Here is a 26,944-nt window from a genome sequence, read left to right as displayed (position 1 = left end):
CCAAGGACTGTATATCTGATTTCCTGCATATTGCTTAAAGTATCTTGGGATTAAGCAGCTCGATCCAGTGCCTTACCGGCTGCTCGCATCCGGTCTGCAGATGCAGCTGGCAGCCGACGTTGGCGGTGGCGATGAGCTCGGGCCGCCCGGCATTCAGCGCGGCCAGCTTGTTGTCGCGCAGCTGTTCGGCCAGGTCGGGCTGTGTGATGGAGTAGGTGCCGGCCGAGCCGCAGCACAGGTGCCTGTCCGCCACCGGCGTGAGCTGATAGCCCAGCCGGGCGAGGATGCCCTCGACGATCTCCGGCAGCTGCTGGCCATGCTGCAGGGTGCAGGGCGGATGATAGGCCACCCGGCGGCCGCCGCCGTCAATGTCCAATGCCCCGATATCCTCCTGTTGCAACACCTCGGCCGGATCCTTTGCCAGTTCACTGACCCGGACCGCTTTCTCGGCATAGGCCGGATCGTCGGCCAGCAGCTTGCCGTATTCCTTGACGAAGACCCCGCAGCCGCTGGCGGTGACCAGGATCGCCTCGGGAGCTATAACCGAATCTGGTGTATGAGCGGAGATTGAAGAAGGCGGCGTACCCTGCTGAAATCGGTTTTGCCCAACTGATGAACAGCAGAGGAGGTACGCCACCATGGGGAAAGATAGCGTAGTCGGGTTTCGTGCGCCAGAGGCGATCGAGGATCCGCTGACGGAGCTGTTGAGGACCGGTGCACGGCAGTTGATCCAGCAGGCCATCGAGGCGGAGCTGGCCGAGCTGCTGGCGCAGTACGAGGGAGCAGTGGATGACCAGGGCCGGCGGGCGGTGGTCCGCAACGGGTATCTGCCGGAGCGTGAGATTCTGACCGGCGTGGGACCGGTGTCGGTGAAGGTGCCGAAGGTCCGCAGCCGGGGTGAAGAGGCCGTTGTGTTCCGCTCCGCGCTGGTGCCGCCGTACGTGAGGAAGGCCCGGCGTGTGGAGGCGGCGCTGCCGTGGCTGTACCTGAAGGGGGTGGCCACGGGGCAGATGCAGGCGGCGCTGGAGGTTTTGGTCGGCGCAGAGGCGCGCGGGCTGTCGGCGCCGGTGATCAGCCGGCTGAAGCGCGAGTGGGAGGCGGAATACGCCGCCTGGCGCAGGCAGGATCTGGGCCGGGACCGCTGGGTGTATCTGTGGGCCGACGGCATCTACTGCGGGCTAAGGGCCGAGCGCCAGAAGCTCTGTGTGCTGGTGGTCATCGGCGTCAACGAGCGGGGCGAGAAGCACTTTCTGGCCATCGAGGATGGCGTCCGGGAGTCGGCCCAGAGCTGGCGGGAGGTGCTGCTGGAGATGAAGAAGCGCGGTCTCGAAGTGCCACCGAAGCTGGCCGTGGGAGACGGCGCCCTGGGCTTCTGGGCGGCGCTCGATGAGGTGTATCCCGAGACCCGCCCTCAGCGCTGCTGGGTGCACAAGACGGCGAACGTGCTGAACTACCTGCCCAAGGGTGTACAGCCCAAGGTGAAGCAGGCGCTGCAGGAGATCTGGATGGCCGAGGACCGGGAGTCGGCGCACAAGGCCTTCGACCACTTTGTGCAGACGTACCAAGCCAAGTACCCGAAGGCGGTCGCTTGCCTTGAGAAGGATCGGGAGACCTTGCTGGCCTTCTACGATTTTCCGGCCGAGCACTGGGTGCACATCCGGACGACGAACCCGATTGAATCGACCTTTGCCACCATTCGCCACCGGACGGACCGGACCAAGGGCTGCGTGAGCCGAAATACGATGCTGGCGATGATCTACAAGCTGGGGATGAGCGCAGAGAGGCGTTGGCGCAGAATCCGTGGGTTCAACTACCTGGCGAAGGTCATCGAGGGTGTGAAGTTCAGAGATGGAGTCGAAGTGGACAGCGACATCGACGACAGCAGGAGCGCCGCCTGATCACGCCGTACACCAGAATTGACTATAGCTCTCGCCTCGGCGCCCTGTTCGATGTCCGCCCACCAGGCATCGATGTTGCGCCGCATCATGGCGCGTGCCTCGTCGGCGGCGGCGAAGTGATGGCTCATGGCGCCGCAGCAGCCCGCCGCCGGTGCTTCGATGAGCTGAATGCCGAGCCGGTCCAGCACCCGGGCGGTGACCGCATTGGTGGCCGGGGTCGCGACCGACTGCACGCAGCCGGCCAGGGCCAGCATGCGGCGCGAATGGGTGACGGTCGGCCAGGCGGGCACGGCCTGTGCCGGCGGCAGCTTGTGCCGCAGTCCGGACGGCAGCAGCCGGGCGAAGCCCCGGCCGAGTCCGAGCAGGGGGCGGAAGCGTCTGGGATAAGGCAGAACCAGGCGCAGGGCGCGTTGCAGCAGCCGCTCAGCGGCAGGCCGCGGCAGCCGCCGGTCCAGCTCCTCGCGACCGATGTCGAGCAGGCGGTGATAGTTCACCCCCGAGGGGCAGGTAGTCTCGCAGGCGCGGCAGGTCAGGCAGCGGTCCAGGTGCAGGCGGGTATGGCTGCCGGGCTCGTTGCCCTCCAGCATCTGCTTGATGAGATAGATGCGGCCGCGCGGACTGTCCAGTTCGTCGCCCAGCAACTGATAGGTCGGGCAGGTGGCGGTGCAGAAGCCGCAGTGCACACAGCTGCGCAGGATGCGATCGGCCTCCTGGCCGGCGGCGGTGGCGAGCAGGGTTTCGGGCAGGCGCGTCTGCATCAGAGTTCCGGGTACATGCGGCCGGGATTGAGAATGCCCTGCGGGTCCAGCGAACGCTTGATGCGTTGGTGCAGGGCCAGCATGGGCGGTGGCAGCGGATGAAAGCGCGCTGTCGCCTCATCACCGTGACGATACAGGGTGGCGTGGCCGCCGGCCTCGGCTGCCTGACGGCGGATGCGCTCGGCCGGCTGGCGGCTGGCCAGCCAGCGCAGACCGCCGCCCCAGTCGATCAGTTGGGCCGCGTCCAGGCCCAGCGGCGGACTCGCCGGTGCCACCGCGCAGCGCCACAGTGGTGCCTGATGGCGGAAGAAGCTCAGTTCCTGCTCGCGCAGTCGGCGCCAGAAGCGGTCGGGATCGGGATGCGCCTCGCCGCCGAGCTTCCGGCTCGCCGCCTTCACCGCGGTCTCGGCGCCGCTCAGACGCAGGTACAGATGATCGCCGTCGTAGCAGGCGCCCGACAGGGGCAGGGGATCGCCGCCCCAGTCGTTCATCAGTTCGATGGCCTCGGCCTCGCTGCGTTCCTGCACCAGGGTCTGTTCCGTCTCGGGCCGCGGCAGCACCTTGAGGCTGGCTTCGAGGATCACGCCCAGGGTGCCGTGGGCGCCGACCTGCAGCCGCGAGAGATCGTAACCGGCGACGTTCTTCATCACCTCGCCGCCAAAGTGCAGGTCCTCGCCGCGGCCATTGAGCAGCCGGCAGCCCAGCATGAAATCACGCGCCGCCCCGGCCCAGGGCCGGCGCGGGCCGGACAGGCCGGCGGCCAGGGTGCCGCCCAGCGTGGCGGTGTCACCGTAATGCGGCGGCTCGAAGGCCAGCATCTGGCCCTCGGCGGCGAGCAGGTCCTCGATCTCGCGCAACGGCGTGCCGGCGCGGGCGGTGATGACCAGTTCGCTCGGCTCGTAGTGCAGGACACCGCTGTGATCGTGCAGCGACAGGGCTTCGCCCCTGACCGGATGGCCGAGAAAGGCCTTGGTGTTGCCGCCATGGAGGTGGAGTGGCATGCCGCTGTCGGCGGCAGTCCGCACCCGCTCTGCCAGTTCGACCGTCATGTCGCACATCAGAAGCGCTCCAGTTCCGGGTGCGGCAGCTGGCCCTGATGCACATGCATGGCGCCGAACTCGGCGCAGCGGTGCAGGGTGGGCACGGCCTTGCCGGGATTGAGCAGGCCGGCCGGATCGAAGGCCGCTTTGATGGCGTGGAACTGCGCCAGCTCCAGCGGCCGGAACTGGACGCACATCTGGTCGATCTTCTCCATGCCCACGCCATGCTCGCCGGTGATGGTGCCGCCGACCTCGACGCACAACTCCAGGATGCGGCCGCCGAATTCTTCGGTGCGTTCGAGCTCGCCCGGGTTGTTGGCATCGTAGAGGATGAGCGGATGCAGGTTGCCGTCGCCGGCGTGAAAGACGTTGGCCACGGCGAGGTCGTACTCACGTGACAATTCGCCGATGCGGGTGAGCACCTCGGCCAGGCGGCTGCGCGGGATGGTGCCATCCATGCAGTAGTAGTCCGGCGAGATCCGGCCCACGGCCGGGAAGGCGGCCTTGCGCCCCTGCCAGAAGCGGGCGCGCTCGGCCTCGTCGGTGGCGGTACGTACTTCCACCGCACCATGCGTCTGCAACAGCCGGCGCACCTGGCTGATATGTTCGGAGACCTCCTCGTTGGTGCCGTCCAGTTCGCACAGCAGGATGGCCTCGACCTCGGGATAGCCGGCATGCACGAAGTCCTCGGCGGCGCGGATGGCCAGCCGGTCCATCATCTCCAGTCCGGCCGGAATGATGCCGGCGGCAATGATCGCGCCGACCGCATGGCCGGCCCGGGCGACGTCGTCGAAGGCGGCCAGGATGACCTGGGCGCGTTCGGGAATCGGCAGCAGCTTGACGGTGACCTCGGTGATGACCCCGAGCATGCCCTCCGAGCCGGTCATCAGCGCCAGCAGGTCGTAACCGGGCGCATCGGGTGCGGCATTGCCGATGCGCAGCCGCTCGCCGTCGATGGTGAGTATTTCCAGTTCGACCAGGTTGTGCACGGTCAGGCCGTACTTGAGGCAGTGCACGCCGCCGGAATTCTCCGCCACATTGCCGCCGATGCTGCAGGCGATCTGGGAGGAGGGATCGGGCGCATAGTAGAGACCATAGGGTTTCGCCGCCTCGGAAATGGCCAGGTTGCGCACCCCGGGCTGGACCCGCGCGGTGCGGTTGCGCGGGTCGATGTCGAGGATGCGGTTGAATTTCGCCAGGCTGAGCAGGATCCCCTCGGTGTGGGGCAGGGCACCGCCCGACAGGCCGGTGCCGGCACCGCGCGCCACCACCGGGATGGCATGTCTGCTGGCATAGCCGAGCACGGCCCGGACCTGCTCCACCGTCTCCGGCAGCGCCACTGCCAGCGGCAGTTGCCGGTAGGCGGACAGGCCGTCGCACTCGTAGGGATGCAGGTCCTCGGGCAGGTGCAGCAGACCGGCATCGCCCAGCAGCGCCTGCAGATCGGCGATGATGCGGGCGCGGGAAGGACGTTCAACTGTGCTGGCGGCTGTGGACATCGGCTCTGCTGATCCGGTCGGGATACATGCAACTTTAACATTTATATCCGGGAGATTAACCTTCGGCGGTCCGGGTTATTGCCGGGCCGCAGGCTTGCCCCGGCATGCGCGGCGCCGGACAATGCATCATCATTTCACTGAGCGGACACAGGACGTCACATGGACCCTCAATTCTGGCTCGAGCGCTGGGACAACAACCAGATCGGTTTTCATCAGGACGAGATCAACACGCACCTGCAGCGTTTCTGGCCGCAACTCGGCCTGGCGCCGGACAGTCATGTGTTCGTGCCGCTGGCCGGCAAGACGCTGGACCTGCTGTGGCTGGCCGCTCAGGGCCACCGGGTGACCGGGGTCGAGATCAGCGAACGGGCCGTGCGCGCCTTCTTCGACGAGAACGACCTGACGCCGCAGGTCCGTGACACGGACGGCTTCCGCCTGTGGCAGGCCGGTGAGATCACCCTCATGGAAGGCGACTATTTCGATCTGATGCCGGAGGAACTCGGCCCGCTGGATGCCGTGTTCGACCGTGCTTCACTCATTGCCCTGCCGCCGGCCATGCGTCCGGGCTATGCCCGCCAGCTGCAACGGCTGGCCCCGGCCTGTCCCGTGCTGCTGGTCACACTGGACTATGATCAGGACGAAATGGACGGACCGCCCTTCGCCGTCAGTGCCGGGGAGGTCGAACAACTCTACGCGGCCAGCCACCGGATCAGTCCGCTGGACGTGCTGGATGTGCTGGCCGAAAACGCCCGCTTCCGCGAACGCGGTCTGACCCGGTTGGAGGAGCGCGTCTATCGGCTGGCGCCCCTCGCCTGACAGCCGGCCTCTGCGCTTTTCTCACGAAAACAGCCCGTTGTATTGCCTTTCTGCTAAGTTCTGACAGCTAACGGCCGTTATAGGCATTAGTCCCGTCCGCAGCGACGGCCGGCTGGATCCGGCCGCTGCTGGAAAGGGTCGAATAGTCTGTAAAACATGGTGTTACGTCAGGGATAGAGAAAGGATCGAGATTATGGAGCGCAGCCTGAGCGGCCGTCCGGCCGCTGCCCCGTCCCCGTTCCGCCGCCGCGCCGGCGCCCTGCTGCTGGCGGCTGGTCTGTGGCTGCTGGCGATGACGGCCTCGGCCGCCGACAGCGATTTCGTGGCCGCCGGGTCGAGCGCCGGCGTCGATGCAGTGTTGATCATCGACAGTTCCGGCAGCATGAAGGAGACCGATCCCCGGCGCATGCGGGTTCCCGCCGCGCGCATGTTCATCTCCCTGCTGGGCGATGACGACCGGGTGGGGGTGATCAGCTTCAGCGACAAGGGCTACCCGGTCGCCCACCTCACACCGGCCACCGAGGCCAATCACCGGCAGCTGTTCGCGGCCGTCGACAAGGTCTCCGCCCTCGGCGCCTATACCAACCTGCATGCCGCACTGGAAACCGGCCGCCGGATGCTGGACGCGGCGGACGGCGAGGATCGGCGGCGCCTGCTGCTGCTGATGTCCGACGGCAGGATGGACACGGGCGACTTCGACCAGGACCAGGCGCTCACCCGTGCCATCGAAGAGGACATGATCGGCGAATTGCGCGCAGCCGGCATCGAGGTCTACACCCTGGCCTTCACCGAGGCCTCGGACATGCCCCTGCTGCGTACCATCGCCAGCGGCACTGACGGCATTTCACGCCTGGCCTCGAATGACCGCGAACTGCACCGCGTCTTCAGTACCCTGTTCGAGAGTGCGAAGAAACCCGACATGCTGCCGATCGAGGGCGGCGAATTCCTGGTCGACGACGCCATCGAGGAGGTCACCGTGGTGGCCTCGAAGCACACGCCGGGCTCCGAGATCAAGTTGATCATGCCCGATGCGCGTGTCATCCGGCCCGAGGTCGCAGGCCCGGCCGTGCGCTGGCATGAATCCGACGGCTTCGACATGATCACCATCGACCAGCCGCCGGCCGGTACCTGGCGGCTGGTCTCCGACGGCGCCGACAACCGCGCCTACGTGGTGACCGACATGCGTCTGGAAGGCCGGCTCGATGTCACTGAGCCCGCCATCGGTGAACAGATGCAGGCCCGGGCCTGGCTGGAGCAGGGCGGCGAGCCGATCACGGCGGCCGAGATCCTCGATCACACCACCTTCCGGATGGAGATCATTCCGCCCGAAGGGGAGTCGCGGCACCTGTCGCTCGCTGCCGATGCAGCAGCCGATCCGGGCCGTTTCCTGCAGGACTTCGAATTCACCCGGCCGGGCTCGCATCGCATCCGGCTGATTGCCAGCGGCCAGACGTTCACGCGGGAGAAATCCCTGTTCGTGGAGGTGCCGCCGTTGCCGGAAGGGGCAACGTCGTCGACGCCTGAACCGGAAGCCGCAGTCGAGCCCGAATCCGAGCCCGCCGTCGAGGCAGAGCCCGAGCCTGCCGCCGAGCCCGAACCCGAGCCTGAACCTGAATCTCAGGCCGAGCCGGAACCGGAACCGGAGCCGGAGGCCGGAATCCCGCCGGCCCTGCAGGAGGAGATCATCGATCCGGCACCCGAAGCGGAAGACAAGGCGGAGACACAGACCGGGCCCGGCCTGGGCCTGATTCTGGGTCTGTTCGTCCTGGCCAATGTCATCATTGGCGCGGCGATCGGCGGTTTCATCTGGTGGCGCAGACGCCGTCGCCGCAAGGCCGCCGCCCGCGGCGAGGCGGATACCGAGTCAGACACAGACGCGGACGAACAGGACGAGGGTCCTGCAAAGGACTGACTGATCGCAACAGGCCGATGCCATGATACAACTGCACATATACGGCATGCTCGCCATCCTGGAGGTCCTGCTGCTGGTCTCCGTCGTGGCCGGCTGGCTGTATGTGCGCAACCGCCGGAACAACCGCACCATTGCCCACCTCACTGCCTCGCTGCAGCAGCGCGGCGAACCGGCCACCGCGTCCGAGCCACCGGTTGCAGATGCAGCGTCCACACACGCCGCCGCCGTTGACCAGAGCCGGAGCTTTTCCGATTTCCTGCGTGAGGAGTTGGATGCCTCCAGCGTCATGCTGGGCTCGGATGCAGCGCCGGAGTCCGGCAGCGCAGCCGACCCCGAGTCCGATTCCGCTGACGAGCAGGCGCAGGTGCGCCAGATGCTGGCTGCGCGCCACCAGTTCCTGCAACTGGAACTGGATACCCAGGACATGCGCCAGGATCCGCAGGCGCGGCGCCGGCATATCGTGGAGCAGATGCATAGCCTGCTGGCGACCTTCACCCCGGCCGCAGTCGGGACGGCGGAAACGGAGCCCGTCAGCGAACCGGATGCCGACAGCGACGCACTGGCACGCGAACAGCAGTTGGAAAGCCAGCTGTCGCACCTGCGCACCGTGGTCGGCAACCAGCAGGACGTGATGCGCGAACTGCGCCAGCTGCTGGAGCAGGAAATGGGCGAGTCCGAGGAGATGCGCGAGATCATCGCCAGGCTCCAGGACGCCGAGGCCAGCAGTCTCGAACTCGAACGTTCGCTCGAAGTGATGGGCAAGTCGACAGCATCGGGAACGGAGGCGGGCGGTTATCAGTCCAGTCCGGATTCCGACATGCTGCGTAATCTGGTCGGCAGCCAGCAGCAGACCATCAGCCGGCTGCAGACCATGCTCAAACAGTCCGTCGGCGAAAAGGAAACCTCGGTGGAGTTGCGCGACGCCATGGAAAAGATCCAGCGCTCGAACCAGGAACTGGGCACCTGCGTCATGGTGCTCGAGGACGAGAACAGCATGCTGCGTGACCAGATCCAGTCGCTGCAGTCGCAGCTGGATGACTTTCTGGGGGTGCAGGATACGACCGCCGACGCCGAGCGCGAGTCGCAGCCCGGGGCCGGTGTCGAAGCGGCGCAGGAAGAAGACGTGCTGAATGCAGAGTCGGAGGCCGCAGCAACGGCAAGCGAGCCGAGCCCCGATCCCGAACCCGTCGATGACACGCAGGTGCAGACGCACGCAGATCCCGATATCGCAGCGATGGCGGCCGGGGACGGGATCGAGACCGTTGACGCGGATGAGAGATTGAATGACATGGATGCCGCGCCCGCAACCGCTGCTGAACCGCAGGCAGAGCCCGAAACGGCAGCGGTCGAGGATATCGACGCCCTGCTGGAAGCCACCGCGTCCACAGCCGACGAACCGCCGCCGGAACGGGTGCCGGGGCAGGGTACGCAGAGCGATGCGGCAGGCGACACCGGCGCATCCGACGCGGATGATGACCACGCCGGTATCAATACCCTGAAGGACATCGATCTCGACAGCGACGGGGACGCGACGCTGAGCGATGAGGACATCGATGCCCTGCTGTCGGGTCGGAAACAGAACTGAGTCTCAGCCCCGGCGTGTCAATCTGGCAATCGGATTGCGCCTGACGTACCCTTGCCCGCTGTTGCAAGACGGATATCAGGCATGGCCAGCCGCCGCAAGAAAACAGCCTCCCGCAAAGGTTCCGCATCCCGATCCCGCAAGAAGCGCCCGCAGCGCAGTTTTCCCTGGTTCCGGCTTCTGCTGGTCGTGCTGGTGGCGGCGGCGGGGTATGGCGTCTATCTGGATGCAACCATCCGGGCCAAGTTCGAGGGCCAGCGCTGGGCGCTGCCGGCGCGTGTCTATGCCCAGCCGCTGGAACTGTATGCCGGTCTGGAACTGAGCCCGGCGCGGTTCGCCGCCGCGTTGGAACGCGTGGGTTACCAACAGGTGCCGGCCCTGCGTCATCCGGGCGAGTTCTCGCGCGACCGCGACCGGTTTCACCTGCATACCCAGCGCTTCCGGTTCTGGGATGCCGAAGAGCCGGCGCGGCGCCTGCGCATCGATTTCGACGGCGGGCGCATCAGTGCCATCAATGAACTGGCCGGCGGCCGGGCGGTGCCGATCGTCCGCCTGGAACCCGAGCAGATCGCGAGCATCTATCCCACCCACGGCGAGGACCGTATCCTGGTCGGTCTGGAGGCGGTGCCGGAGTTCCTCACCACCGCCCTGATCGTGACCGAGGACCGCGGTTTCCATGAGCACAGCGGCATCTCGCTGCGCGGCATCGCCCGCGCCCTGTTCGCCAATATCCGCGCCGGCGGGGTGGTGCAGGGCGGCAGCACCCTGACCCAGCAGCTGGTGAAGAACTTCTTCCTCACCCGGGAACGGACCCTGGTGCGCAAGGGCAACGAGGCCCTGATGGCGCTGCTGCTGGAACTGCATTACGGCAAGGACGAAATCCTCGAGGCCTATCTCAACGAGGTCTATCTGGGCCAGGACGGGGCGCGCAGCATTCACGGCTTCGGCCTGGCCAGTCGCTTCTATTTCGGTCGCGCGCTGGAGGCGCTGGCCCCGGAGCAGATGGCGTTGCTGGTGGGAATGGTCAAGGGGCCGTCCTATTACGACCCGCGCCGCCATCCCGCGCGGGCGCGCGAGCGCCGCAACCTGGTGCTGGATCTGCTGGCCGAGCAGGGCCGGCTCGAACCCGCCGAGGCCGCCCGGCTCAAGGCCCGGCCGCTCGGCGTGGTGGAGAAGCGCCGGCTCGCCAGCAACGCCCATCCCGCCTTCCTGGAACTGGTGCGCCGCCAGCTGCAGCGTGACTACCGCGAGGAGGATCTGCGTTCCGAGGGGCTGCGCATCTTCACCACCCTGGATCCGCTGCTGCAACGTACGGTCGAGGCCCAGGCCGAAGCCCGCTTGGGGCAGCTGGAACGCGGCTACCGGATCGAGTCCGGGGCCCTGCAGACCGCAGTGATCGTGACCCGCTACCAGAACGGCGAGGTGCTGGCCCTGCTCGGCGACCGCGATCCGCACGCCGCCGGCTTCAACCGGGCACTGGAGGCACGGCGCCAGGTGGGGTCCCTGATCAAGCCCTTCGTCTACCTGAGCGCGCTGGATTCACGCGCCTACAGCCTGGCCAGCCGGTTGCAGGATGCCCCCCTCACCCTGGACATGCCGGTGGGCGATGCCTGGCAGCCGCGCAACTACGACAAGCAGTTCCGCGGCGAGGTGCTGCTGATCGATGCCCTGGTGGAATCACTGAACGTACCCACCGCCCGGATGGGGCTGGACATCGGGCTGGAACCGATCATCCAGACCCTGCGGCGGATGGGCTATCCGGACGACATCCGGCCGCTGCCCTCGCTGCTGCTGGGTGCGCTGGAACTGACCCCGCTGGAAGTCACCCAGCTGTATCAGGGCCTGGCGGCCAATGGTTTCCGCTCGCCGCTGCAGGCGATCCGCGAAGTGGTCGATGCCGAGGGCCTGCCGCTGCAGCGCTATCCGCTGGAGGTACAGCGGGTGGCCGATCCGGCCGCCGTATCATTGGTGCAGTACGCCCTGCGCGAGGTGGCCAGGCGCGGGACCGCGAAGGCCCTGGGCGCGCGCTTCGGCGCGGACACGGGCCTGGCGGGCAAGACCGGCACTACCGACGATTTGCGCGACAGCTGGTTCGCCGGCTACGACGACGACCGCCTGATGGTGGTCTGGGTCGGGCGCGACGACAACCGCAGCATGGGGCTGACCGGCAGCCAGGGCGCGCTGCAGCTGTGGAGCGAGATCATGGCGCGCAGCGGGGTGTTGCCCTCGATCTACACCCCGGCGGCCGGGGTGAGTCTGGTCGAAATCGACCCGGCCAGCGGACTGCGGGCCGACCGTGGCTGCGAGGATCGGGTACAATGGCCCTTCATCGAGGGCACCGCGCCCGAAACCCTGGCGCCCTGCGCCCATGGCGACAACTCCGGCCCCGGCAACTGGTTCAGGCAATGGTTCGATTGACACAAATCCTGCTGCGTTTTCTGCCGCTGAGCGCTCTGCTGCTCGCGGCCTGCGCCACCGCGCCGCCGGGCGAGCGTGCCCCGGTGATCGACGCCGGCAGTCCGGCGGAATCGGATATCGGCGGCGCTGTGCCAAGCTCACCCCGCAGCGTGGATCAGGCCCCCACGACCGTGGAGGTAATACCGTTGGAGCGCGCCGCCCCGCCGGCCGGCAGCCCGGCCGTGGCCAGCCTGCTCGGTCAGGCCGAGGCGGCCAGCCGCGAGCGTGACTGGTCGGCGGCGGCCGTGTCACTGGAACGCGGTCTGCGCATCGAGCCGCGCAATCCGGTGCTGTGGAACCGTCTGGCCGAGGTCCGGCTGCAGCAGGGCCAGTTCCGCCAGGCCGAACAACTGGCGGCCAAATCGAACAGCCTCGCCGGCGGCGATCGCCTGCTGCAGACGCGCAACTGGCGCCTGATCGCCCGGGCCCGACGCCAGCTGGGGGACGAACCCGGCGCGGTGGAGGCCGAACGCCGGGCAGAAGCCTTTCGCTAACCGGCTGTCAACGTTGTAGAATGCCCACATTCTTCTGCTCTCCCTCGATGGGAGGGGTGAGGGAGGGTGAGTTTGACTGGGACTGCCTGCTCGCCCCCTGCGGCCTCCCCGTCGAGGGGAGGAGGAAGCGTCTACCGGGCAGAACGCGGCACAGCCCGGTTCAACTGGAGCGACCGGGCATCATGGCCGAACCGGAATCAAACCCTAACGACAGGCCGGCCGAGGACGAGAACCCCTACGCCGTCGACAAGCTGATCTCCCAGGCCCGGCGACTGGCCGCCGACTACTGGCGCGCCACCGGTAAGCCGTTGCCCGGCATCAGCGCCGAGATCGCTGAGAACGACGCCGCCCGATTGCTCGATCTGGAACTGGCCGAGGACCGCCAGGCCGGCTTTGATGCCGTCGGCCGCGGTGCGCGCCAGGGCCGCCGCATCCAGATCAAGTGCCGCACCATCTTCGATGAGAGCAAGTCCGGCCACCGCCTTGGCCAGCTCAAGCTGGACAGGGACTGGGACAGCGTGGTGCTGGTACTGATGGACGACAGCTACGAGCCTACCGAGATCTACGAGGCCGACCGCGATGTCATCATCGAGACCATCGACGCGGCCGCCGCCAGCAAACGCAGCAAGCGCGGTCCCTTGTCCATCGCCCGTTTCAAGGCCATCGGCCGCCTGGTCTGGACCCGGGAGGAGGGCGTCCTCGAGAATGACGAGGGCTGAGGGCGGCATCAACGCAGAAGACACAGGGTGGAATTAATCGGATCACCGTCATTCCGGCGCAGGCCCGTAGGTCGGGTTAGCGTAGCGTAACCCGACACAGCCCGGTACGAGTCGGATTACGCCCTGCGGGCTAATCCGACCTACTTGTTGACTCACCAGAACCATATCCTATCGTGACCGAACTCGACTCGACAGCCTCCGAACTCCTCGGCAGTACCGGCCCCTTCGCCGAACTGGTCAGCGGCTTCAATGTGCGCGAACCGCAGCTGCGCATGGCGGCAGCCGTGGAGCAGGCCATCGACGCCCGCGAGCAGCTGGTGGTCGAGGCCGGCACCGGCACCGGCAAGACCTACGCCTACCTGGTGCCGGTGCTGCACAGCGGCAAGCGCGCCATTCTCTCGACCGGCACCCGCCATCTGCAGGATCAGCTGTTCCACAGCGACCTGCCGCGGGTGTGCGAGGCGCTGGGCGTGCAGCCGAAGCTCGCCCTGCTCAAGGGCCGATCGAATTACCTGTGTCTGCACCGACTGCAACTCACCCTGGAGGAAGGGCGCTTCGCCCGCCGCCGCCAGGCGGCCGAGGTGCAGGCCATCAACGACTGGTCCGGCCGCACCCGTACCGGTGATGTCAGCGAGTTGAGCGATGTCCCCGAGGATGCGCCGGTCTGGCCGCGCGTAACCTCCACGGCCGACAACTGCCTGGGCAGCGACTGTCCGTCCTACCGTGACTGCTTCGTACTCAAGGCCCGGCGCCGCGCCCAGGAGGCCGAGGTGGTGGTGGTCAACCATCATCTGCTCAGTGCCGACATGGCGCTCAAGGAGGAAGGCTTCGGCGAACTGCTGCCCGGCGCCGAGGTAGTGGTGATCGACGAGGCGCATCAACTCCCCGAGACCGCTGCGCAGTTCTTCGGGCTGAGCCTGGGCAGCCGTCAGCTGCAGCAGCTGGCCCGCGATGCAAAGGCCGAGCACCTGCGCGAGGCAGGCGACATGCAGAACCTGCCCGACAGTGCCGATGCGCTGGACAAGGCCGCCGCCGACCTGCGTCTGGCCTTCGGTCAGGGCAACCGCCGCCTGCCCTGGAAGGATATCCGCCACAAGCCGGAGGTGGAGTCCGCGCTGGCGGATCTCAGGTCGGTGCTGGAGCAGCTGCGTACCTGGCTGGAGACCGCCGCGCCGCGCGGCAAGGGCCTGGAAGGCTGCTGGCACCGGGCCGAGCAGCTTGCCCACAAGCTGGCCCGCGTCTGCGCTGAGGCTGACGGCGAGTACGTCCAATGGCTGGAAACCTATACCCGCAGCTTCGCCATCCATCTCACGCCATTGAACGTGGCCGGCATCTTTCAGCAGCAACTGGCGCGGCTGCCGGCGACCTGGGTCTTCACTTCCGCGACCCTGGCCGTGGGACAGGACTTTCATCATTTCACCGGCCAGCTGGGCCTGCATGAGCCGCACACCCTGCAGCTTGAAAGCCCGTTCGATTTTCAGTCCAACAGCCTGCTGTATGTGCCGCCGGCGCTGCCCGAACCCAACAGTCCCAGCTACACCGGCGCCGTGATGGATCACGCCGAGCACCTGATCGAGGCCAGCGGCGGCCGCGCCTTCCTGTTGTTCACCAGCCATCGCGCCCTGCAGGCGGCGGCCGACCGGCTGCAGGAATCCGAGTACCCGGTACTGGTGCAGGGCCAGATGCCCAAGCGCGAACTGCTGCGCCGCTTCCGCGAGCTCGGCAACGCAGTGCTGCTCGGCACCAGCAGCTTCTGGGAAGGAGTGGACGTGCGCGGCGAGGCCCTGTCACTGGTGCTGATCGACAAGCTGCCCTTCGCCGCTCCCGGCGATCCGGTGGTGCAGGCCCGCATCGATCGGCTGCGCGAGGCCGGCGGCAATCCCTTCATGGAGTTTCAGGTACCGGCCGCGGTCATCACCCTCAAGCAGGGTGTGGGCCGCTTGATCCGCGACGCCGCCGACCGCGGCGTACTGGTGCTGTGCGACCCGCGCCTGCTCAACAAGCCCTACGGCCGGGTGTTCCGCCGCAGCCTGCCGCCCATGCCGCTCACGCGCGAGCTGCGTGAGGTCGAGGCCTTCTTCGCTGCAGGCATGACCGACAAGGGAGAGCAGGCCCGCGCATGACCGCCGCCGTCGATCGCATCCTGGCCCTGGATACGGCCACCGAGGCCTGCAGTGCCGCCCTGTATGTGCAGGGAGATATCACCTCGCGCTGCCTGGTGGACCCGCGCGGCCATGCGCGCAACCTGCTGCCGATGATCGAGGTGCTGCTGAGCGAGGCCGGTCTGAAACTGCAGCAGCTCGACGCCATTGCCTTCGGCCGCGGTCCCGGCAGCTTCACCGGCCTGCGCATCGCCGCCGGCATTACCCAGGGCCTGGCCTTTGCCGCCGGATTGCCCGTCATCCCGGTCTCGACCCTTGCCACCCTGGCACAGGGCGCCGACAACGACGCGGTGCTCGCCGCCATCGACGCCCGCATGCACGAGGTCTACTGGGCCGCTTTTAGCCGCGACCGCGACGGCGTCATGCAGCCGGTCGTGGAGGAGGCCGTGTGCCCGCCGGACCGCGTGACCTGTCCCGGCAGAGGCGAATGGCAGGCCCGCGGCAGCGGCTGGAAGGCCTACGGTGACGCCCTGAACAACCACTGCACCGGGCGCATCGTCCAGTACGAACCCGAGGCCCTGCCGCACGCCGCCGACATGATTCCCCTGGCCCTGCAACTGTACCGGCAGGGCCGGAGCGTCAGCGCCGGGCAGGCGGTGCCGGTCTACCTGCGCGACCAGGTGGTGCAGACCGCGAAGCTGGAATCGAAGTAATAAACGCCTTTGCGTTGAGATTTTAATGATTCAAGGAACAGTCATGGATCTAACCGTCCTGGAGGAAACCCGACAGATCGTCAGTGACAACACCCATGGCGGCGCTTCACTGCTGTTGTTTGCCCTGCTCAAGACACTGTCCGCCGAGAACGGTCAGTATCTCTACCTGCTGAACAAGCTGAAGGACATGACGCCCGAGACCCGCCGGCTCGCCTACCGACTGATGGAACTGATGGCGCAGGGGGGCAACGAGACCGGGGAGTGGAAGACCACAGTTGCCGAGATCGAGGAGATGATCCGCAAGGGTTGAGTCGCTGTCATCGCCACCTGCATGAAGGAGTCATTCGAGGAGTCGCCATGAAACCACTACAGCTTATTGCCCTGTTCTCACTGATGACCTGTACTGTCGTTGCCGGCTGTACCCATACCCGGCAGGCGCAATTGCTCAGTGTGTATAAATATGATGGCTCGGTGCAGTGTGAGGACGGCGGAATAACTGTCGAGAATATGCGGCGTGAGCTGGTCAATGCCGGGGTGGAGGTGATCTGCGGACAGAAGGCTCGGGACGGCAGGGCCTACCCCGCCATGTGCGGGGCGGCGACCGGCCGGATCAATGTCTACACCATCGACGCGACGGATCTTGATGCCGCCGAGGCACAGGGCTTCAAGTCGGTCGAGACGCTGCCCGACGCCCGGATTCCGCCCTGCGAATAGCCGGTTTCGCGGTTATGCCGCTACCGCCTTCTGAATCAGCGGCACCAGCGCCTCAGGCAGCTGGATGCCGCCGGTCAGGGCGAATTCCTGTGCCCGCGGCGACATCTTGCGCCAGGTGCGCTGGATGATGGTGATCCACTTCTCCTCATCGTATTCAGGGTGCTTGCCGGCGAACTCTTCCATGTAGTGTTCGATGAAGACGAGGGCGGCGATGTCCTCCACCATCTGGGTGTCCGGGTTGCGCTTGAGCGCCTTCTTGCCCACGGCCTGCTTGACGCGGTCGACGAAGGCCTCGTCGTAGCCGGCCTGTTCCAGCAGGGCGCCGACGGTTTCGGCATGGAAATCATAGAGGGCGGTGCGCCACTGATGGTAGCCCTTGCGGTCCATCGGGTAATCGCTGCGAGGCGATTTCCAGCGCTGGATATGCTGCGCGCGCACGGCCAGTTTGGCGGCGGCGTCGGCCTGCGGGTCGAAACGCTCGATCATGTCGCTCATGCGATGACCGTAGAGCAGTTCCTTGGGCCAGCTTTCACCGTCGACGGTTTCCTGGTTGGGGTCTTCGCGATTGGCGGCGTCGATCAGTTCGACGGCGCGGTCGAATTTAGCGGTATCTGACATGCAGGAATTCCTTGTTGTGATACCCGCAGAGTTTACCCCAGGCCCTGCGTTTCCAGCCAGCCGGACTTCTTCCTCGCTCCTCACTCCTCACCCCATAAAAAAACCCGCGCAGATGCGCGGGTTGTTGTATTAAGGGAGTGAGCGACGGAATCAGATGAACAGGCAGACGTCGGACTCGCGCGCCACCGGCATGAAGTAGGTCGCGCCGACATAATCCAGGCCGTCGATGAACTCGCTGGAATCGAAGCCGAACACGTCCACCGTCATCTGGCAGGCGGACATCTTCACCTCGGCCTCGATGCACAATTCGCGCAGTTCCTCGACCGTGGCCACGCCCTTGTTCTTGAAGGTCTTCTTCATCAGGGAGGTGGCGACCTTCTCGAAGCCCGGGATGCCGGCCATGATCAGGTTGGGCATCGGCCAGGTGATGTTCTGGAACCACTTGGGACCGAAGGGCATCTTCATCGGCATGGCCGGGTTGCCCAGCGGGCTGACCTCGGAGGGGATCTCCTTCTTCAACAGCAACAGGCCGTAGAAGGTGAAGAAGATGTGGGTGTCCCAGCCCAGGGCCGCGGCCGTGGAGGCCAGGATGAAGGGCGGATAGGCCCAGTCCAGGGTGCCCTTGGTGGCGATGATCGCCATGCTCGGGGTCTTGCTCTGTTCGATGGCCTGGAGCTTCTGCGGCAACAGTTCGTCGAGCTTCTGGTTCAGCCACTGGTCCATCTGTGCATTCGGTTCAGTCATGTGAGGTCTCCTCGATCGGTCATGTACAGGGTCCCTTTATTGCCGTCATGTTGTCTTGTGCGCGGGACGGCACGCGCCGGCTTCAATAGCCGAATTCACCCACCCAATCACCGGAACGGTGATCGATGCTCACCCATTTCGGGATAAAGGCATCGGCTCGCTTCGCCGGCATGGTCCTGACCGGCGGCTCGCCTTCCACGGTATCGATATTGCAGACTTCGGCGACGATGGGGCGGAACAGCAGGCTGAGGCCGGGATAAAGCTCGACCGGTTCCAGTACCGACTCCGGTGCGGTATCCGCCTGGTGAAAGCGTAGACGCTTGCGCAGCAGACAGCTGAAAAACAACTCCATCTCCACCACCATCGCGGCGCCGAGCGCCTCAGCCGCCCGGCGGGCACGGGGTGTCAGGGTCGCGGTGATGGGTCTGCCCCGGAGGAAAACGGTAAAACTGCCTTCCGGCAAGGGCCGGGCCATGTCCCGGGCGGGGCGGGTCTGGATGGGTGTGCCGGTCATCAAAGGCCTCCTTCGCCGGTATGGGCCTGGAAAACAAACCAGTTGGTATGTAAAATAGACCCTCACCTGAGGAAAAGTCAAGTAAATGAGTATGTATTTATAAGCTACTGTTCTTGCAGGCATTGAAAACGATGGGACAAAAGAGGGGACGCCAGAGATCGCGCCCCGTATCATGGTCAGACTTATGTCAACCGAAGAACGCCACCGCACCCGCAATCCGGACGCCACCCGCCGGCGCATCCTGGAATCCGCCTATCAGGAGGTCTACCGTCACGGCTACCAGGGCACGCGTCTGGATGACGTGCTCAAGGCCACCGGGCTGACCAAGGGTGCGCTGTATCATCATTTCCCCAACAAGCAGGCCCTGGGCTACGCGGTGGTCGAGGATGTGATCCGCGGGATCATCAGCGACATCTGGCGCAAGCCGCTGGAGCAGGCCGAGGATCCACTGAGCAGCATCATTCATACCATCAGGCACATGGATCGCCTGGCCGGGGATCAGATCACCACCCTGGGCTGTCCGCTCAACAACCTGGCCCAGGAGATGTCGCCGCTGGACGAGGGCTTCCGCCGGCGCATCGACGCGGTGTACCAGGACTGGCGTGCCTGGTTGGCACGGGCGCTGGAGCGCGGCCGCGCCCGGGGCCGGATCCGGGCCGACGTGGACTGCGAACAGGTCGCCACCTTCATTGTGGCCGCCTTGACCGGCTGCATCGGCATCGCCAAGAATGCGCAGAGCAAGGAACCGCTCAATCACTGCGGCGCCGGCCTGATCAGCTATCTGGAGTCGCTGCGCGCCTGAGACCGCCGCCGATACCACACCAACGAGAATAATAACCGGATGATTACCCGACTGGCCGAACGGATCCTGCGTCTGCGCTGGCTGCTGATCCCGCTGCTGCTTGTGCTGACGCTGCTGGCCGGTGCAGGTGCGGGGAAACTGCACTTCACCAACGACTATCAGATCTTCTTCAGCAAGGAAAATCCCCAGCTGCTCGCCTTCGAGCGGCTGCAGGACACCTACACCCAGAACGACAACATCCTGTTCGTGCTGGCGCCCGAAGACAGTGAGGTATTCACCCGCGACACCCTGGCCGCGGTCGAGTGGCTGACCGAGCAGGCCTGGCAGATCCCCTATTCACTGCGGGTCGACTCCATCAGCAATTTCCAGCACACCTACGCCGAGGCCGACGATCTGGTGGTGGAAAACCTGGTCAGCAACGCCGCCGATCTGGACCCGGCAGAGATCGAGCGCATCCGCCGAGTCGCCCTGAGTGAACCGCTGCTGGTCAACCGTCTGATCGCCCCCGATGCCGAGGTTACCGGCGTGAACGTGGTGCTGCAGCTGCCGGGCGAAAACCTGACCGAGGAAACCCCCGAGGCGGTCGCGCACGCCCGGGACCTGGTCGAGCGCTTCCAGGCGCGCTACCCCGGCATCGAGGTCTACACCACCGGCATGGTGATGATGAACAACGCCTTCTCCGAGGAGACGCGGCACGATATGGCGACCCTGGTGCCGGCCATGTTCGCGTTGATCTTCGTGATCCTGCTGCTGTTGCTGCGTTCACTTACCGCCAGCCTTGCCACCTTCGTCGCTATCGGCCTGTCGATCCTCACCGCCATGGGACTGGCCGGCTGGCTTGGCATCACCCTGTCGCCGCCATCGGCCTTTGCGCCGCAGATCATCATGACCCTGGCCCTGGCGAACTGCGTGCACGTGCTGGTCAATTTCCTGCACAACATGCGACTGGGTCACGCCCGCCGTCAGGCCATGCTGGAGAGTCTGCGCATCAACATCCAGCCTATCTTCCTGACCAGTCTGACCACCGCGATCGGCTTTCTCAGCATGAATTTCTCGGATGCGCCGCCGTTCCGGGATCTGGGCAACATCGTTGCCATGGGCATGGGCGCGGCCTTTGTGGCCTCGATCTTCCTGCTGCCCGCACTGATGCTGGTGCTGCCGCTGCGGGTACGTCCGCAGCCTGAGACCCGGCGCGTGGCGATGGACCGGCTGGCCGAGTTCTGTATCCGCCGCAAGCGCCCGCTGCTGTGGGGCATGAGCGCTCTGATCCTGCTGCTGATCGCCTTCATTCCCAGAAATGAACTCAATGACGAATTCGTCAAGTATTTCGATCCGTCCATCGAGTTCCGCGCCCACACCGATTTCGCTGTCGAGCATCTCACCGGCATGTACACCATCGAGTATTCGCTGCCGGCGGGCGAGCCGGGCGGCATCGCCGATCCGGGTTTCCTGAGTCGGGTCGAGGCCTTCGCCGACTGGTACCGGCAGCAACCGCAGGTGATGCACGTCAATACCTATACCGAAATCATGAAGCGCTTGAATATGAACCTGCATGGCGACGATCCGGATTGGTACCGTCTGCCACGGGAGCGCGAGCTGGCGGCCCAGTATCTGCTGCTCTACGAGATGTCACTGCCCTACGGACTGGATCTGAACAACCAGATCAACGTCGACAAGTCGTCCACGCGGCTGACCGTGACCGTGGAGTCAATGTCGTCCAACGATCTGCTGGCGCTCGAGGCGCGGGCCCAGGCCTGGCTGCAGGAGCACGCCCCGGAACAGGTAACGGAGGGGGCCAGTCCCACGGTGATGTTCGCGCATATCGGCAAGCGCAATATCCAGAGCATGCTGGGCGGCACCACGCTGGCCCTGGTGCTGATCTCTATGATCCTGATCCTGGCGCTGCGTTCGCTGCGCATCGGCCTGATCAGCCTGATCCCCAACCTGGTCCCGGCGGCCATGGCCTTCGGCCTGTGGGGGCTGCTGGTCGGGCAGGTGGGGCTGGCGCTGTCGGTGGTCACCGGCATGACGCTGGGCATCGTGGTGGACGATACGGTGCATTTTCTGAGCAAGTATCTGCGGGCGCGGCGCGAACAGCACCTGTCCAGCGAGCACGCCGTGCGCTATGCCTTCCACACGGTCGGTACGGCGCTGTGGATGACCACGCTGATACTGGCGGCCGGCTTTCTGGTGCTGGCGCAGTCCGCCTTCGAGGTCAACGCCGGGATGGGTATGCTCAGTGCCATGACCATCCTGCTGGCACTGCTGGCCGATTTCCTGCTGCTGCCGCCGCTGCTGATGGCGCTGGATCGACGGCGCAATTACTGATCCGGCCCGGTCCCTGCCTGCGGGTCATCCCCTGTCTTCCACCGGCAATACCGACCCAATCTTGATTCAAATCAAGCTTTGCAGCGTCATGACACGCCTGACAGGCAGTTCCGCTTCCCTGGCATAGATTCTGCTCTATCCTGTCTGTCAGAATGCATTCACATTGCAGGAGAACAGTAATGGCACATATTGTCATCATCGGCGCCAGCACCGGCGGCATGCCCGCCGCCTACGAGATCAAGGAAGCCCTGGGCAGCGACCACAGGGTGACCGTCATCAACGCCACGCCGGATTTTCATTTCGTACCCTCCAATCCCTGGGTGGCCGTGGGCTGGCGCAGCCGTGCCGACATCAGCTTCGACATCAAGCCCAGGCTGGAGAACAAGGGTATCGATTTCATCCCGGTCGCGGTCAGCGAGATCAAGCCGGACGACAACAAGCTGGTCCTGACCGACGGCCAGGCCATCGACTACGACTACCTGGTGATCGCCACCGGTCCCAAACTGGCCTTCGACGAGATCGAGGGATTGGGGCCGGATGGCTTTACCGAGTCGGTCTGCACCGTCGGGCACGCGGAGAAGGCCTATGGCGGCTGGCAGAAATTCGTGCATGAACCGGGGCCGATCGTGGTCGGCGCGGTGCAGGGCGCTTCCTGTTTCGGGCCGGCCTATGAATTCGCCTTCATCATGGACGCGGATCTGCGCAACCGTAAACTACGCGACAAGGTCCCCATGACCTTCGTGACCTCAGAGCCCTACATCGGCCATCTCGGCCTGGGCGGGGTGGGCGATTCCAAGGGCATGATGGAATCCGAGCTGCGCCAGCGTCATATCAACTGGATCACCAACGCCAAGGTCGACCGGATCGAAGCCGGAAAGATGTACGTCTCCGAACACAATGCCGATGGCGAGGTGATCAAGCAGCACGAACTGCCGTTTAACTATTCCATGATGCTTCCGGCCTTCAAGGGCGTGGATGCCGTTGCCGCCCTGGGCGAGGAACTGGTCAACCCGCGCGGCTTCATCAAGGTCGACGAGTACCAGCGCAACCCCAAATGGCACAACATCTATTCCGTGGGCGTATGCATCGCCATCCCACCGGTGGAAGCCACGCCGGTGCCGACCGGCACACCCAAGACCGGCTACATGATCGAGTCCATGGTCACGGCCGTGGCCCACAACATAAAGAATGACCTGGAGAGCAAGCCCGTGGACCGGGAGGCGACCTGGAACGCCATCTGCCTGGCCGACATGGGCGATACCGGCGTGGCCTTCGTGGCCATGCCGCAGATCCCGCCTCGCAACGTCTCCTGGATGAAGAAGGGCAAATGGGTGCACTACGCCAAGGTCGCCTTCGAAAAATACTTTCTGTCCAAGATGAAGCGCGGCTCGACCGAGCCGGTGTACGAGAAGTACGTGCTGAAGGCGATAGGCATCGCCAAGCTCAAATAGGAAGGAAGACGCACTCATGGCCGCCTTCGCGGCCTGAGTGTCATAACATGTCATGTTCGGAGGATTGTATCCGAACGTGACTTTTGCTGTCATTGGACGACACTGTCATGAACAATTCTGACTTGATACGGGAAGCCCCATGTCAAACCGAATCCGTCCCAGCTGTGAGCAGATCATCGATATCATGCCGAACCCCTTCGTGGTCATCGATGGCGATTTCAATATCGTCGCGGCCAATCGAAGCTACCGCGAGCGCTACGGTGTCGAGTCCGACCAGATAGTCGGTCGCAAGTGTCACCAGGTCTCACACCATTCCGATGAGCCCTGCAGCCACCATGGCGAGCACTGCCCGCTGGAGGAAGTCTTCAATCGGCGCCAGGCAACCCAGGTCATGCACATCCACTATGATGGCAACGGACGCGAGGAATACGTCCAGCTGCATGCCAGCCCCCTGCTGGATGACGACGGCCGGGTGCGCTATATCGGCGAAACCATTTTCCCGGTTGCGGCACCGGATGCGACCACCGATACCCTGCTGGTCGGCCGTTCAAGGCCGCTGCTGCGCATGACCAGTCTGCTGCAGCGGGTCGCCCCCACCCAGACCACGGCGCTGCTGCTGGGCGAAAGCGGGGTGGGCAAGGAGGAGGTGGCCAAGTACATCCACCATTATTCCCGTCGCGCCAACGGCGCCTTCATCGTGGTGGATTGCGGGGCGCTGGGCGAGAGCCTGATCGAGAGTGAGTTGTTCGGATACGAGAAGGGCGCCTTCACCGGCGCGGCCCAGCGCAAGAAGGGGCTGTTCGAGGCCGCCAACGGCGGTACCCTGTTCACCGACGAGGTGGGCGAACTGCCGCTGCCCCTGCAGACCAAACTTCTGCGGGTACTGGAAAGCGGGCAGATCCGGCGTATCGGGGGTACCGACTACATCGATGTGGACGTGCGCATCATCACCGCCACCAACCGCGATCTTCAGCGCATGGTCGCTGCCGGCGAGTTCCGCCAGGATCTGTATTATCGTCTGTCCGCCTTCCCGGTCTATGTCCCGACCCTGCGTGAACGCAAGGACGACATCCCGCAGCTGGCCGAGCACTTCCTCGCCGGCATGGAAGGGGCGGACCGTCACCTGCCGTTGTCCGCAGAGGTGATCGAGGCACTGCTGGATCATGATTATCCGGGCAATGTGCGCGAACTGCGCAATATCATCGAGCGGGCCGCCATCCTGGCCGCCGACGACATGATCCGGCCCGAGCACATCGTGTTCGAGGATACCCAGACGCCCATCGACACCCAGGTGCCCTCACACCGTACCGACACGCTGCTCTCGCGGCGCAGTGGCCGGCTCAGCGCGCAGGACGTGATGTCGGCCCTGGATCGAGCCAACGGCCACCGCGCCCGGGCCGCCGGGCTGCTGGGCGTGAGCGAACGCACCCTGTATCGCTACATCAGCAAGCTCAAGCTCGATATCAGCCATCCAGCACCCTGATCGGCAGTGGCCGACGCTGACATCCTGTCAGCCTCTGCCGTCATCCGGCAGCCGCTGTCAGACACCGACAGGTGCGGGCGCAAAAAATAAAAAGAGCGGCCACTGGCCGCTCCGTGAGGAACTCCGGCAACGCCGGGGTTACTTGGCCTTGCCCCCGACGGTGGTCAGACCCAGGATCTCCCAGTTCTGCATGCCGCCGCGATACCACTTGATCTTGTGCGCCGGGTAGCCGAACTTGAGCAGGGACTGGATGTTGTTCGGGGACTGGCCGCACCACATGCCGTTGCAGAACATCACCAGCGTCTTCACATTGCTGAAGTCCCACAGGCCTTCCTGCTTGCGCGCGCCGAACTGGTTTTCCAGGATATCCTCGATGGTGAAGGGATCGGAGCGGCTGGCATTGAGCTGGGTCCAGGGGATATTGACCGAGCCGGGGATGGTGCCGCGCTCGATCCAGTCCGGCGTGCGTGAATCGATGACCAGGATGCTGTCGTCGCCGTTCTCCTTGCGCTGCAGATAGTCCAGCATCTCGGTCTCGGCGATGGTCTCTACGCCCGGCGCCAGTTGCATCGGCTGAATGCAGAAGGGCGGGCACTTGCGCGAGGTCTTGGAAAAGGCCGGATCGACCGTGTTCTTCTCGTTCTGATTGCGCATGATGGTGACCTTCTTGCCCTGATGGGTCACGGTCACGCTGGGAAGATCGGGCGTGATCTTGACGGCAAGCTCGTCATCGGCGGCCAGGGCCGGTGCGCTCAGGCACAGGCCCAGCAGGATGCTCGATACAGTGGTACGGATGCGATTCATCGCGTCTCTCCTCTCTGGTGTGTTATGCGTTGGTGGTTCGATTGCGCACCTGCCGGTGCACGGATGGATACGGTTGACCGCGTCAGCAATCGGGATCTTCGGGAATGACGGGTTCCTCGGTTCCGCCGTTGCCGTCATCGCCATCGGCGTCCTCTGCCGCCAGGGCAGGGTGGGCCGTGATCAGCGCCAGCAGGATAATGCTCCAGTAAGGCATCTCAGACTCTCCTCCATGGTGGCATTCATTCCGAGGCGGGACGGTCAGGGTTCGGCCGTATGCTCCCGCATCAGTGCCACTCGGTTCAAATAAGCCTCGCGGGCTATCTGAACGTCTTGCAGGAAGAGTGCCAACTCATCCAGGCGCAGCGCCTGGGGGCCGTCGACCAGGGCCTTTTCCGGCACCGGGTGGAAATCCACCAGCACCATGTTGGCCCCGGCGATCACGCCCTGGGCGGTGACGTGCATGGCATCGAGCAGCCGGTCGGGCGCGCGGTCGCGGCTGCCGACGGAATGGGAGGGATCGATGCACACAGGCAGGCGGCTGAGACGTTTGACCACCGGCACGTGGGCGAAGTCGACAAAGTTGCGGTGCGGATCGCCCATGTTGGTCTTCATGCCGCGCAGGCCGAACACGATCCGGCTGTTGCCCTCGCTGGCAAGATACTCGGCCGCGTTGAGCGATTCCTCCAGGGTGATGCCGAAGCCGCGCTTGAGCAGTACCGGCATCTCGGACTGGCGACCGACCGCTTTGAGCAGTTCGAAGTTCTGGGTGTTGCGGGTGCCGATCTGCAGCATCACGCCGGTCGGGTGCCCGGTCTGATCCAGGGCCTCGTGGATCTCGCGGACATGGTTTTCATGGGTGACCTCCATGGCGATGACACGGATGCCGTACTTGCCGGCCAGTTCGAACACATAGGGCAGACAGCTCTTGCCGTGGCCCTGGAAGGCGTAGGGACTGGTGCGCGGCTTGTAGGCGCCCATGCGGGTGCAGACCTGGCCGTGCTCCTGCAGCGCCTGCATCATCATCTCGACGTGCTTCGGCGTATCGACGGCGCACAGTCCGGCGAAGACATGCAGCTCGTGCTGGCTGAAGGTCACGCCCTTGTAGGTGAATTCCAGCGAACGCTCGTTGTCGTGATGGCGACCGATGATACGATACTCCTCAGAGATGCGCACCACCCGTTCCACCGTCGGCAGGGTGGACATCTCGTCGACCGCCAGGGCGCTGGTATTGCCGATGAGATAGATCTCGGTCAGCGTTTGCTCGGCGCCCACCACCCGGTGCGTGCGGGTCTGGATGTTGGGCAGCTGCTCGAGGAAGTTCATCAGCTGCCGGTAGGCATCGGAATCGGGATCGGTGTTGGGTTCGAGGATGAGGATCATGAGACGAAGTCCTGTGAGATTATTGGGATTCACGGACATTGTAGGTTGGGTTAGGCGCGACAGCGCCGTAACCCAACGCATGCGGTCTGGATGTTGGGTTACGCCCTTCGGGCTAA

Annotated in this window: 24 protein-coding genes and 1 pseudogene; 15 read left to right on the top strand and 10 right to left on the bottom strand. The window is 65.1% G+C overall.

Annotated elements, in window-relative coordinates:
• Positions 1 to 34: 34 nt before the first annotated feature.
• A complete protein-coding gene (locus COW1_RS04420; protein WP_201345551.1) occupies positions 35 to 640 on the bottom strand; it encodes a heterodisulfide reductase-related iron-sulfur binding cluster in 606 nt (201 codons plus the stop codon).
• Here COW1_RS04420 and COW1_RS04415 point away from each other — a divergent pair.
• Complete coding sequence (locus COW1_RS04415; RefSeq protein ID WP_201345550.1) at positions 639 to 1,898, top strand: IS256 family transposase; 1,260 nt, start codon at positions 639 to 641, stop codon at positions 1,896 to 1,898. The two genes, COW1_RS04420 and COW1_RS04415, sit on opposite strands and share 2 nt — an antisense overlap.
• A gap of 11 nt (positions 1,899 to 1,909) precedes the next feature.
• Here COW1_RS04415 and glcF read toward each other — a convergent pair.
• From glcF to COW1_RS04400, 3 genes and pseudogenes are all read right to left on the bottom strand, one after another.
• A pseudogene (gene glcF / locus COW1_RS04410) lies at positions 1,910 to 2,656 on the bottom strand (glycolate oxidase subunit GlcF); the annotation flags it as partial.
• Positions 2,656 to 3,714 (bottom strand): glycolate oxidase subunit GlcE, encoded by a 1,059-nt coding sequence (gene glcE / locus COW1_RS04405; RefSeq protein ID WP_096366285.1) that lies wholly within the window; start codon positions 3,712 to 3,714, stop codon positions 2,656 to 2,658. The pseudogene glcF and the gene glcE, both read right to left, overlap by 1 nt.
• A complete protein-coding gene (locus tag COW1_RS04400) occupies positions 3,714 to 5,195 on the bottom strand; it encodes an FAD-linked oxidase C-terminal domain-containing protein (RefSeq protein ID WP_096366286.1) in 1,482 nt (493 codons plus the stop codon). Before COW1_RS04400 ends, glcE begins: the two co-directional genes overlap by 1 nt.
• Before the next feature lie 159 nt (positions 5,196 to 5,354).
• On the opposite strand from COW1_RS04400, the gene COW1_RS04395 reads away from it, so the two are divergent.
• From COW1_RS04395 to COW1_RS04350, 10 genes are all read left to right on the top strand, one after another.
• The gene (locus tag COW1_RS04395; protein ID WP_201345548.1) at positions 5,355 to 6,011 is read left to right on the top strand and encodes a thiopurine S-methyltransferase; all 657 of its coding nucleotides are present in this window, start codon (positions 5,355 to 5,357) and stop codon (positions 6,009 to 6,011) included.
• A gap of 193 nt (positions 6,012 to 6,204) precedes the next feature.
• Positions 6,205 to 7,923, top strand: a complete 1,719-nt coding sequence (locus COW1_RS04390; RefSeq protein WP_096366288.1) for a VWA domain-containing protein — start codon at positions 6,205 to 6,207, stop codon at positions 7,921 to 7,923.
• Between the two features lie 22 nt (positions 7,924 to 7,945).
• Positions 7,946 to 9,508: a hypothetical protein gene (locus COW1_RS04385; RefSeq protein ID WP_201345547.1), complete on the top strand. Its 1,563-nt coding sequence runs from the start codon at positions 7,946 to 7,948 to the stop codon at positions 9,506 to 9,508.
• Between the two features lie 81 nt (positions 9,509 to 9,589).
• Positions 9,590 to 11,923: a penicillin-binding protein 1B gene (mrcB, locus tag COW1_RS04380; protein WP_201345546.1), complete on the top strand. Its 2,334-nt coding sequence runs from the start codon at positions 9,590 to 9,592 to the stop codon at positions 11,921 to 11,923.
• Positions 11,920 to 12,456, top strand: a complete 537-nt coding sequence (locus COW1_RS04375) for a M48 family metallopeptidase (RefSeq protein ID WP_201345545.1) — start codon at positions 11,920 to 11,922, stop codon at positions 12,454 to 12,456. The genes mrcB and COW1_RS04375 overlap by 4 nt, the downstream gene beginning before the upstream one ends.
• Positions 12,457 to 12,638: 182 nt before the next feature.
• Positions 12,639 to 13,175, top strand: coding sequence for a hypothetical protein (locus COW1_RS04370; RefSeq protein WP_201345544.1), 537 nt, complete (start codon positions 12,639 to 12,641; stop codon positions 13,173 to 13,175).
• A 173-nt stretch (positions 13,176 to 13,348) separates the two neighbouring features.
• Complete coding sequence (locus tag COW1_RS04365; protein ID WP_242466492.1) at positions 13,349 to 15,298, top strand: ATP-dependent DNA helicase; 1,950 nt, start codon at positions 13,349 to 13,351, stop codon at positions 15,296 to 15,298.
• The gene (gene tsaB, locus COW1_RS04360; protein WP_201345543.1) at positions 15,295 to 15,990 is read left to right on the top strand and encodes a tRNA (adenosine(37)-N6)-threonylcarbamoyltransferase complex dimerization subunit type 1 TsaB; all 696 of its coding nucleotides are present in this window, start codon (positions 15,295 to 15,297) and stop codon (positions 15,988 to 15,990) included. Before COW1_RS04365 ends, tsaB begins: the two co-directional genes overlap by 4 nt.
• Before the next feature lie 43 nt (positions 15,991 to 16,033).
• Positions 16,034 to 16,300 carry a hypothetical protein gene (locus COW1_RS04355; protein ID WP_096366294.1) on the top strand — a complete coding sequence of 89 codons (267 nt, stop codon included), beginning with the start codon at positions 16,034 to 16,036 and terminating at the stop codon, positions 16,298 to 16,300.
• Between the two features lie 47 nt (positions 16,301 to 16,347).
• Positions 16,348 to 16,704 carry a hypothetical protein gene (locus tag COW1_RS04350; protein WP_157745551.1) on the top strand — a complete coding sequence of 119 codons (357 nt, stop codon included), beginning with the start codon at positions 16,348 to 16,350 and terminating at the stop codon, positions 16,702 to 16,704.
• 12 nt (positions 16,705 to 16,716) lie between these two features.
• Here the strand turns inward: COW1_RS04350 and COW1_RS04345 are convergent, their stop codons facing one another.
• From COW1_RS04345 to COW1_RS04335, 3 genes are all read right to left on the bottom strand, one after another.
• On the bottom strand, positions 16,717 to 17,322 hold the full coding sequence (locus tag COW1_RS04345; protein ID WP_201345542.1) for a DUF4202 domain-containing protein: 606 nt from the start codon (positions 17,320 to 17,322) through the stop codon (positions 16,717 to 16,719).
• A gap of 150 nt (positions 17,323 to 17,472) precedes the next feature.
• Complete coding sequence (locus COW1_RS04340) at positions 17,473 to 17,964, bottom strand: DsrE/DsrF/DrsH-like family protein (protein ID WP_197703029.1); 492 nt, start codon at positions 17,962 to 17,964, stop codon at positions 17,473 to 17,475.
• Positions 17,965 to 18,148: 184 nt separating this feature from the next.
• On the bottom strand, positions 18,149 to 18,580 hold the full coding sequence (locus COW1_RS04335; RefSeq protein ID WP_201345541.1) for a hypothetical protein: 432 nt from the start codon (positions 18,578 to 18,580) through the stop codon (positions 18,149 to 18,151).
• A gap of 184 nt (positions 18,581 to 18,764) precedes the next feature.
• Here COW1_RS04335 and COW1_RS04330 point away from each other — a divergent pair, with 184 nt between their 5' ends.
• The 4 genes from COW1_RS04330 (at position 18,765) to COW1_RS04315 (ending at position 24,644) form a co-directional block, all read left to right on the top strand.
• A complete protein-coding gene (locus COW1_RS04330; protein WP_172844280.1) occupies positions 18,765 to 19,382 on the top strand; it encodes a TetR/AcrR family transcriptional regulator in 618 nt (205 codons plus the stop codon).
• A gap of 39 nt (positions 19,383 to 19,421) precedes the next feature.
• Positions 19,422 to 21,710, top strand: coding sequence for an RND family transporter (locus COW1_RS04325; protein WP_201345540.1), 2,289 nt, complete (start codon positions 19,422 to 19,424; stop codon positions 21,708 to 21,710).
• A 179-nt stretch (positions 21,711 to 21,889) separates the two neighbouring features.
• On the top strand, positions 21,890 to 23,161 hold the full coding sequence (locus tag COW1_RS04320; protein ID WP_201345539.1) for an NAD(P)/FAD-dependent oxidoreductase: 1,272 nt from the start codon (positions 21,890 to 21,892) through the stop codon (positions 23,159 to 23,161).
• Between the two features lie 139 nt (positions 23,162 to 23,300).
• Entirely contained in the window at positions 23,301 to 24,644 is a 1,344-nt protein-coding gene (locus tag COW1_RS04315) for a sigma-54-dependent Fis family transcriptional regulator (protein WP_201345538.1), read from the top strand.
• A gap of 138 nt (positions 24,645 to 24,782) precedes the next feature.
• Here the strand turns inward: COW1_RS04315 and COW1_RS04310 are convergent, their stop codons facing one another.
• From COW1_RS04310 to COW1_RS04305, 3 genes are all read right to left on the bottom strand, one after another.
• Positions 24,783 to 25,448, bottom strand: a complete 666-nt coding sequence (locus COW1_RS04310; RefSeq protein WP_096366303.1) for a rhodanese-like domain-containing protein — start codon at positions 25,446 to 25,448, stop codon at positions 24,783 to 24,785.
• 82 nt (positions 25,449 to 25,530) lie between these two features.
• Positions 25,531 to 25,662, bottom strand: a complete 132-nt coding sequence (locus COW1_RS17115; RefSeq protein ID WP_255405007.1) for a hypothetical protein — start codon at positions 25,660 to 25,662, stop codon at positions 25,531 to 25,533.
• 44 nt (positions 25,663 to 25,706) lie between these two features.
• Positions 25,707 to 26,828 carry a 3-deoxy-7-phosphoheptulonate synthase gene (locus COW1_RS04305; RefSeq protein ID WP_201345537.1) on the bottom strand — a complete coding sequence of 374 codons (1,122 nt, stop codon included), beginning with the start codon at positions 26,826 to 26,828 and terminating at the stop codon, positions 25,707 to 25,709.
• Positions 26,829 to 26,944: the final 116 nt, after the last annotated feature.

The sequence above is a fragment of the Thiohalobacter sp. COW1 genome (assembly GCF_016629505.1).
Classification (GTDB): domain Bacteria; phylum Pseudomonadota; class Gammaproteobacteria; order Thiohalobacterales; family Thiohalobacteraceae; genus Thiohalobacter; species Thiohalobacter thiocyanaticus_A.
The sequence above is the reverse complement of the archived record's forward strand: the minus strand, read 5'-3'. Positions and strand labels throughout refer to the sequence as shown.

Excerpts from the sequence above, each read along its gene's own strand:
- COW1_RS04345 (WP_201345542.1), bottom strand. The coding sequence starts at position 17,322 with ATGTCAGATACCGCTAAATTCGACCGCGCCGTCGAACTGATCGACGCC.
- COW1_RS04310 (WP_096366303.1), bottom strand. The coding sequence starts at position 25,448 with ATGAATCGCATCCGTACCACTGTATCGAGCATCCTGCTGGGCCTGTGC.
- COW1_RS17115 (WP_255405007.1), bottom strand. The coding sequence starts at position 25,662 with ATGCCTTACTGGAGCATTATCCTGCTGGCGCTGATCACGGCCCACCCT.
- COW1_RS04370 (WP_201345544.1), top strand. The coding sequence starts at position 12,639 with ATGGCCGAACCGGAATCAAACCCTAACGACAGGCCGGCCGAGGACGAG.
- COW1_RS04420 (WP_201345551.1), bottom strand. The coding sequence starts at position 640 with ATGGTGGCGTACCTCCTCTGCTGTTCATCAGTTGGGCAAAACCGATTT.
- COW1_RS04350 (WP_157745551.1), top strand. The coding sequence starts at position 16,348 with ATGAAACCACTACAGCTTATTGCCCTGTTCTCACTGATGACCTGTACT.
- COW1_RS04385 (WP_201345547.1), top strand. The coding sequence starts at position 7,946 with ATGATACAACTGCACATATACGGCATGCTCGCCATCCTGGAGGTCCTG.
- glcE (WP_096366285.1), bottom strand. The coding sequence starts at position 3,714 with ATGTGCGACATGACGGTCGAACTGGCAGAGCGGGTGCGGACTGCCGCC.
- COW1_RS04355 (WP_096366294.1), top strand. The coding sequence starts at position 16,034 with ATGGATCTAACCGTCCTGGAGGAAACCCGACAGATCGTCAGTGACAAC.
- COW1_RS04335 (WP_201345541.1), bottom strand. The coding sequence starts at position 18,580 with ATGACCGGCACACCCATCCAGACCCGCCCCGCCCGGGACATGGCCCGG.
- mrcB (WP_201345546.1), top strand. The coding sequence starts at position 9,590 with ATGGCCAGCCGCCGCAAGAAAACAGCCTCCCGCAAAGGTTCCGCATCC.
- COW1_RS04315 (WP_201345538.1), top strand. The coding sequence starts at position 23,301 with ATGTCAAACCGAATCCGTCCCAGCTGTGAGCAGATCATCGATATCATG.
- COW1_RS04325 (WP_201345540.1), top strand. The coding sequence starts at position 19,422 with ATGATTACCCGACTGGCCGAACGGATCCTGCGTCTGCGCTGGCTGCTG.
- COW1_RS04305 (WP_201345537.1), bottom strand. The coding sequence starts at position 26,828 with ATGATCCTCATCCTCGAACCCAACACCGATCCCGATTCCGATGCCTAC.
- COW1_RS04390 (WP_096366288.1), top strand. The coding sequence starts at position 6,205 with ATGGAGCGCAGCCTGAGCGGCCGTCCGGCCGCTGCCCCGTCCCCGTTC.
- COW1_RS04340 (WP_197703029.1), bottom strand. The coding sequence starts at position 17,964 with ATGGCGATCATCGCCACCAAGGGCACCCTGGACTGGGCCTATCCGCCC.
- COW1_RS04395 (WP_201345548.1), top strand. The coding sequence starts at position 5,355 with ATGGACCCTCAATTCTGGCTCGAGCGCTGGGACAACAACCAGATCGGT.
- COW1_RS04400 (WP_096366286.1), bottom strand. The coding sequence starts at position 5,195 with ATGTCCACAGCCGCCAGCACAGTTGAACGTCCTTCCCGCGCCCGCATC.
- COW1_RS04415 (WP_201345550.1), top strand. The coding sequence starts at position 639 with ATGGGGAAAGATAGCGTAGTCGGGTTTCGTGCGCCAGAGGCGATCGAG.
- COW1_RS04330 (WP_172844280.1), top strand. The coding sequence starts at position 18,765 with ATGTCAACCGAAGAACGCCACCGCACCCGCAATCCGGACGCCACCCGC.
- tsaB (WP_201345543.1), top strand. The coding sequence starts at position 15,295 with ATGACCGCCGCCGTCGATCGCATCCTGGCCCTGGATACGGCCACCGAG.
- COW1_RS04320 (WP_201345539.1), top strand. The coding sequence starts at position 21,890 with ATGGCACATATTGTCATCATCGGCGCCAGCACCGGCGGCATGCCCGCC.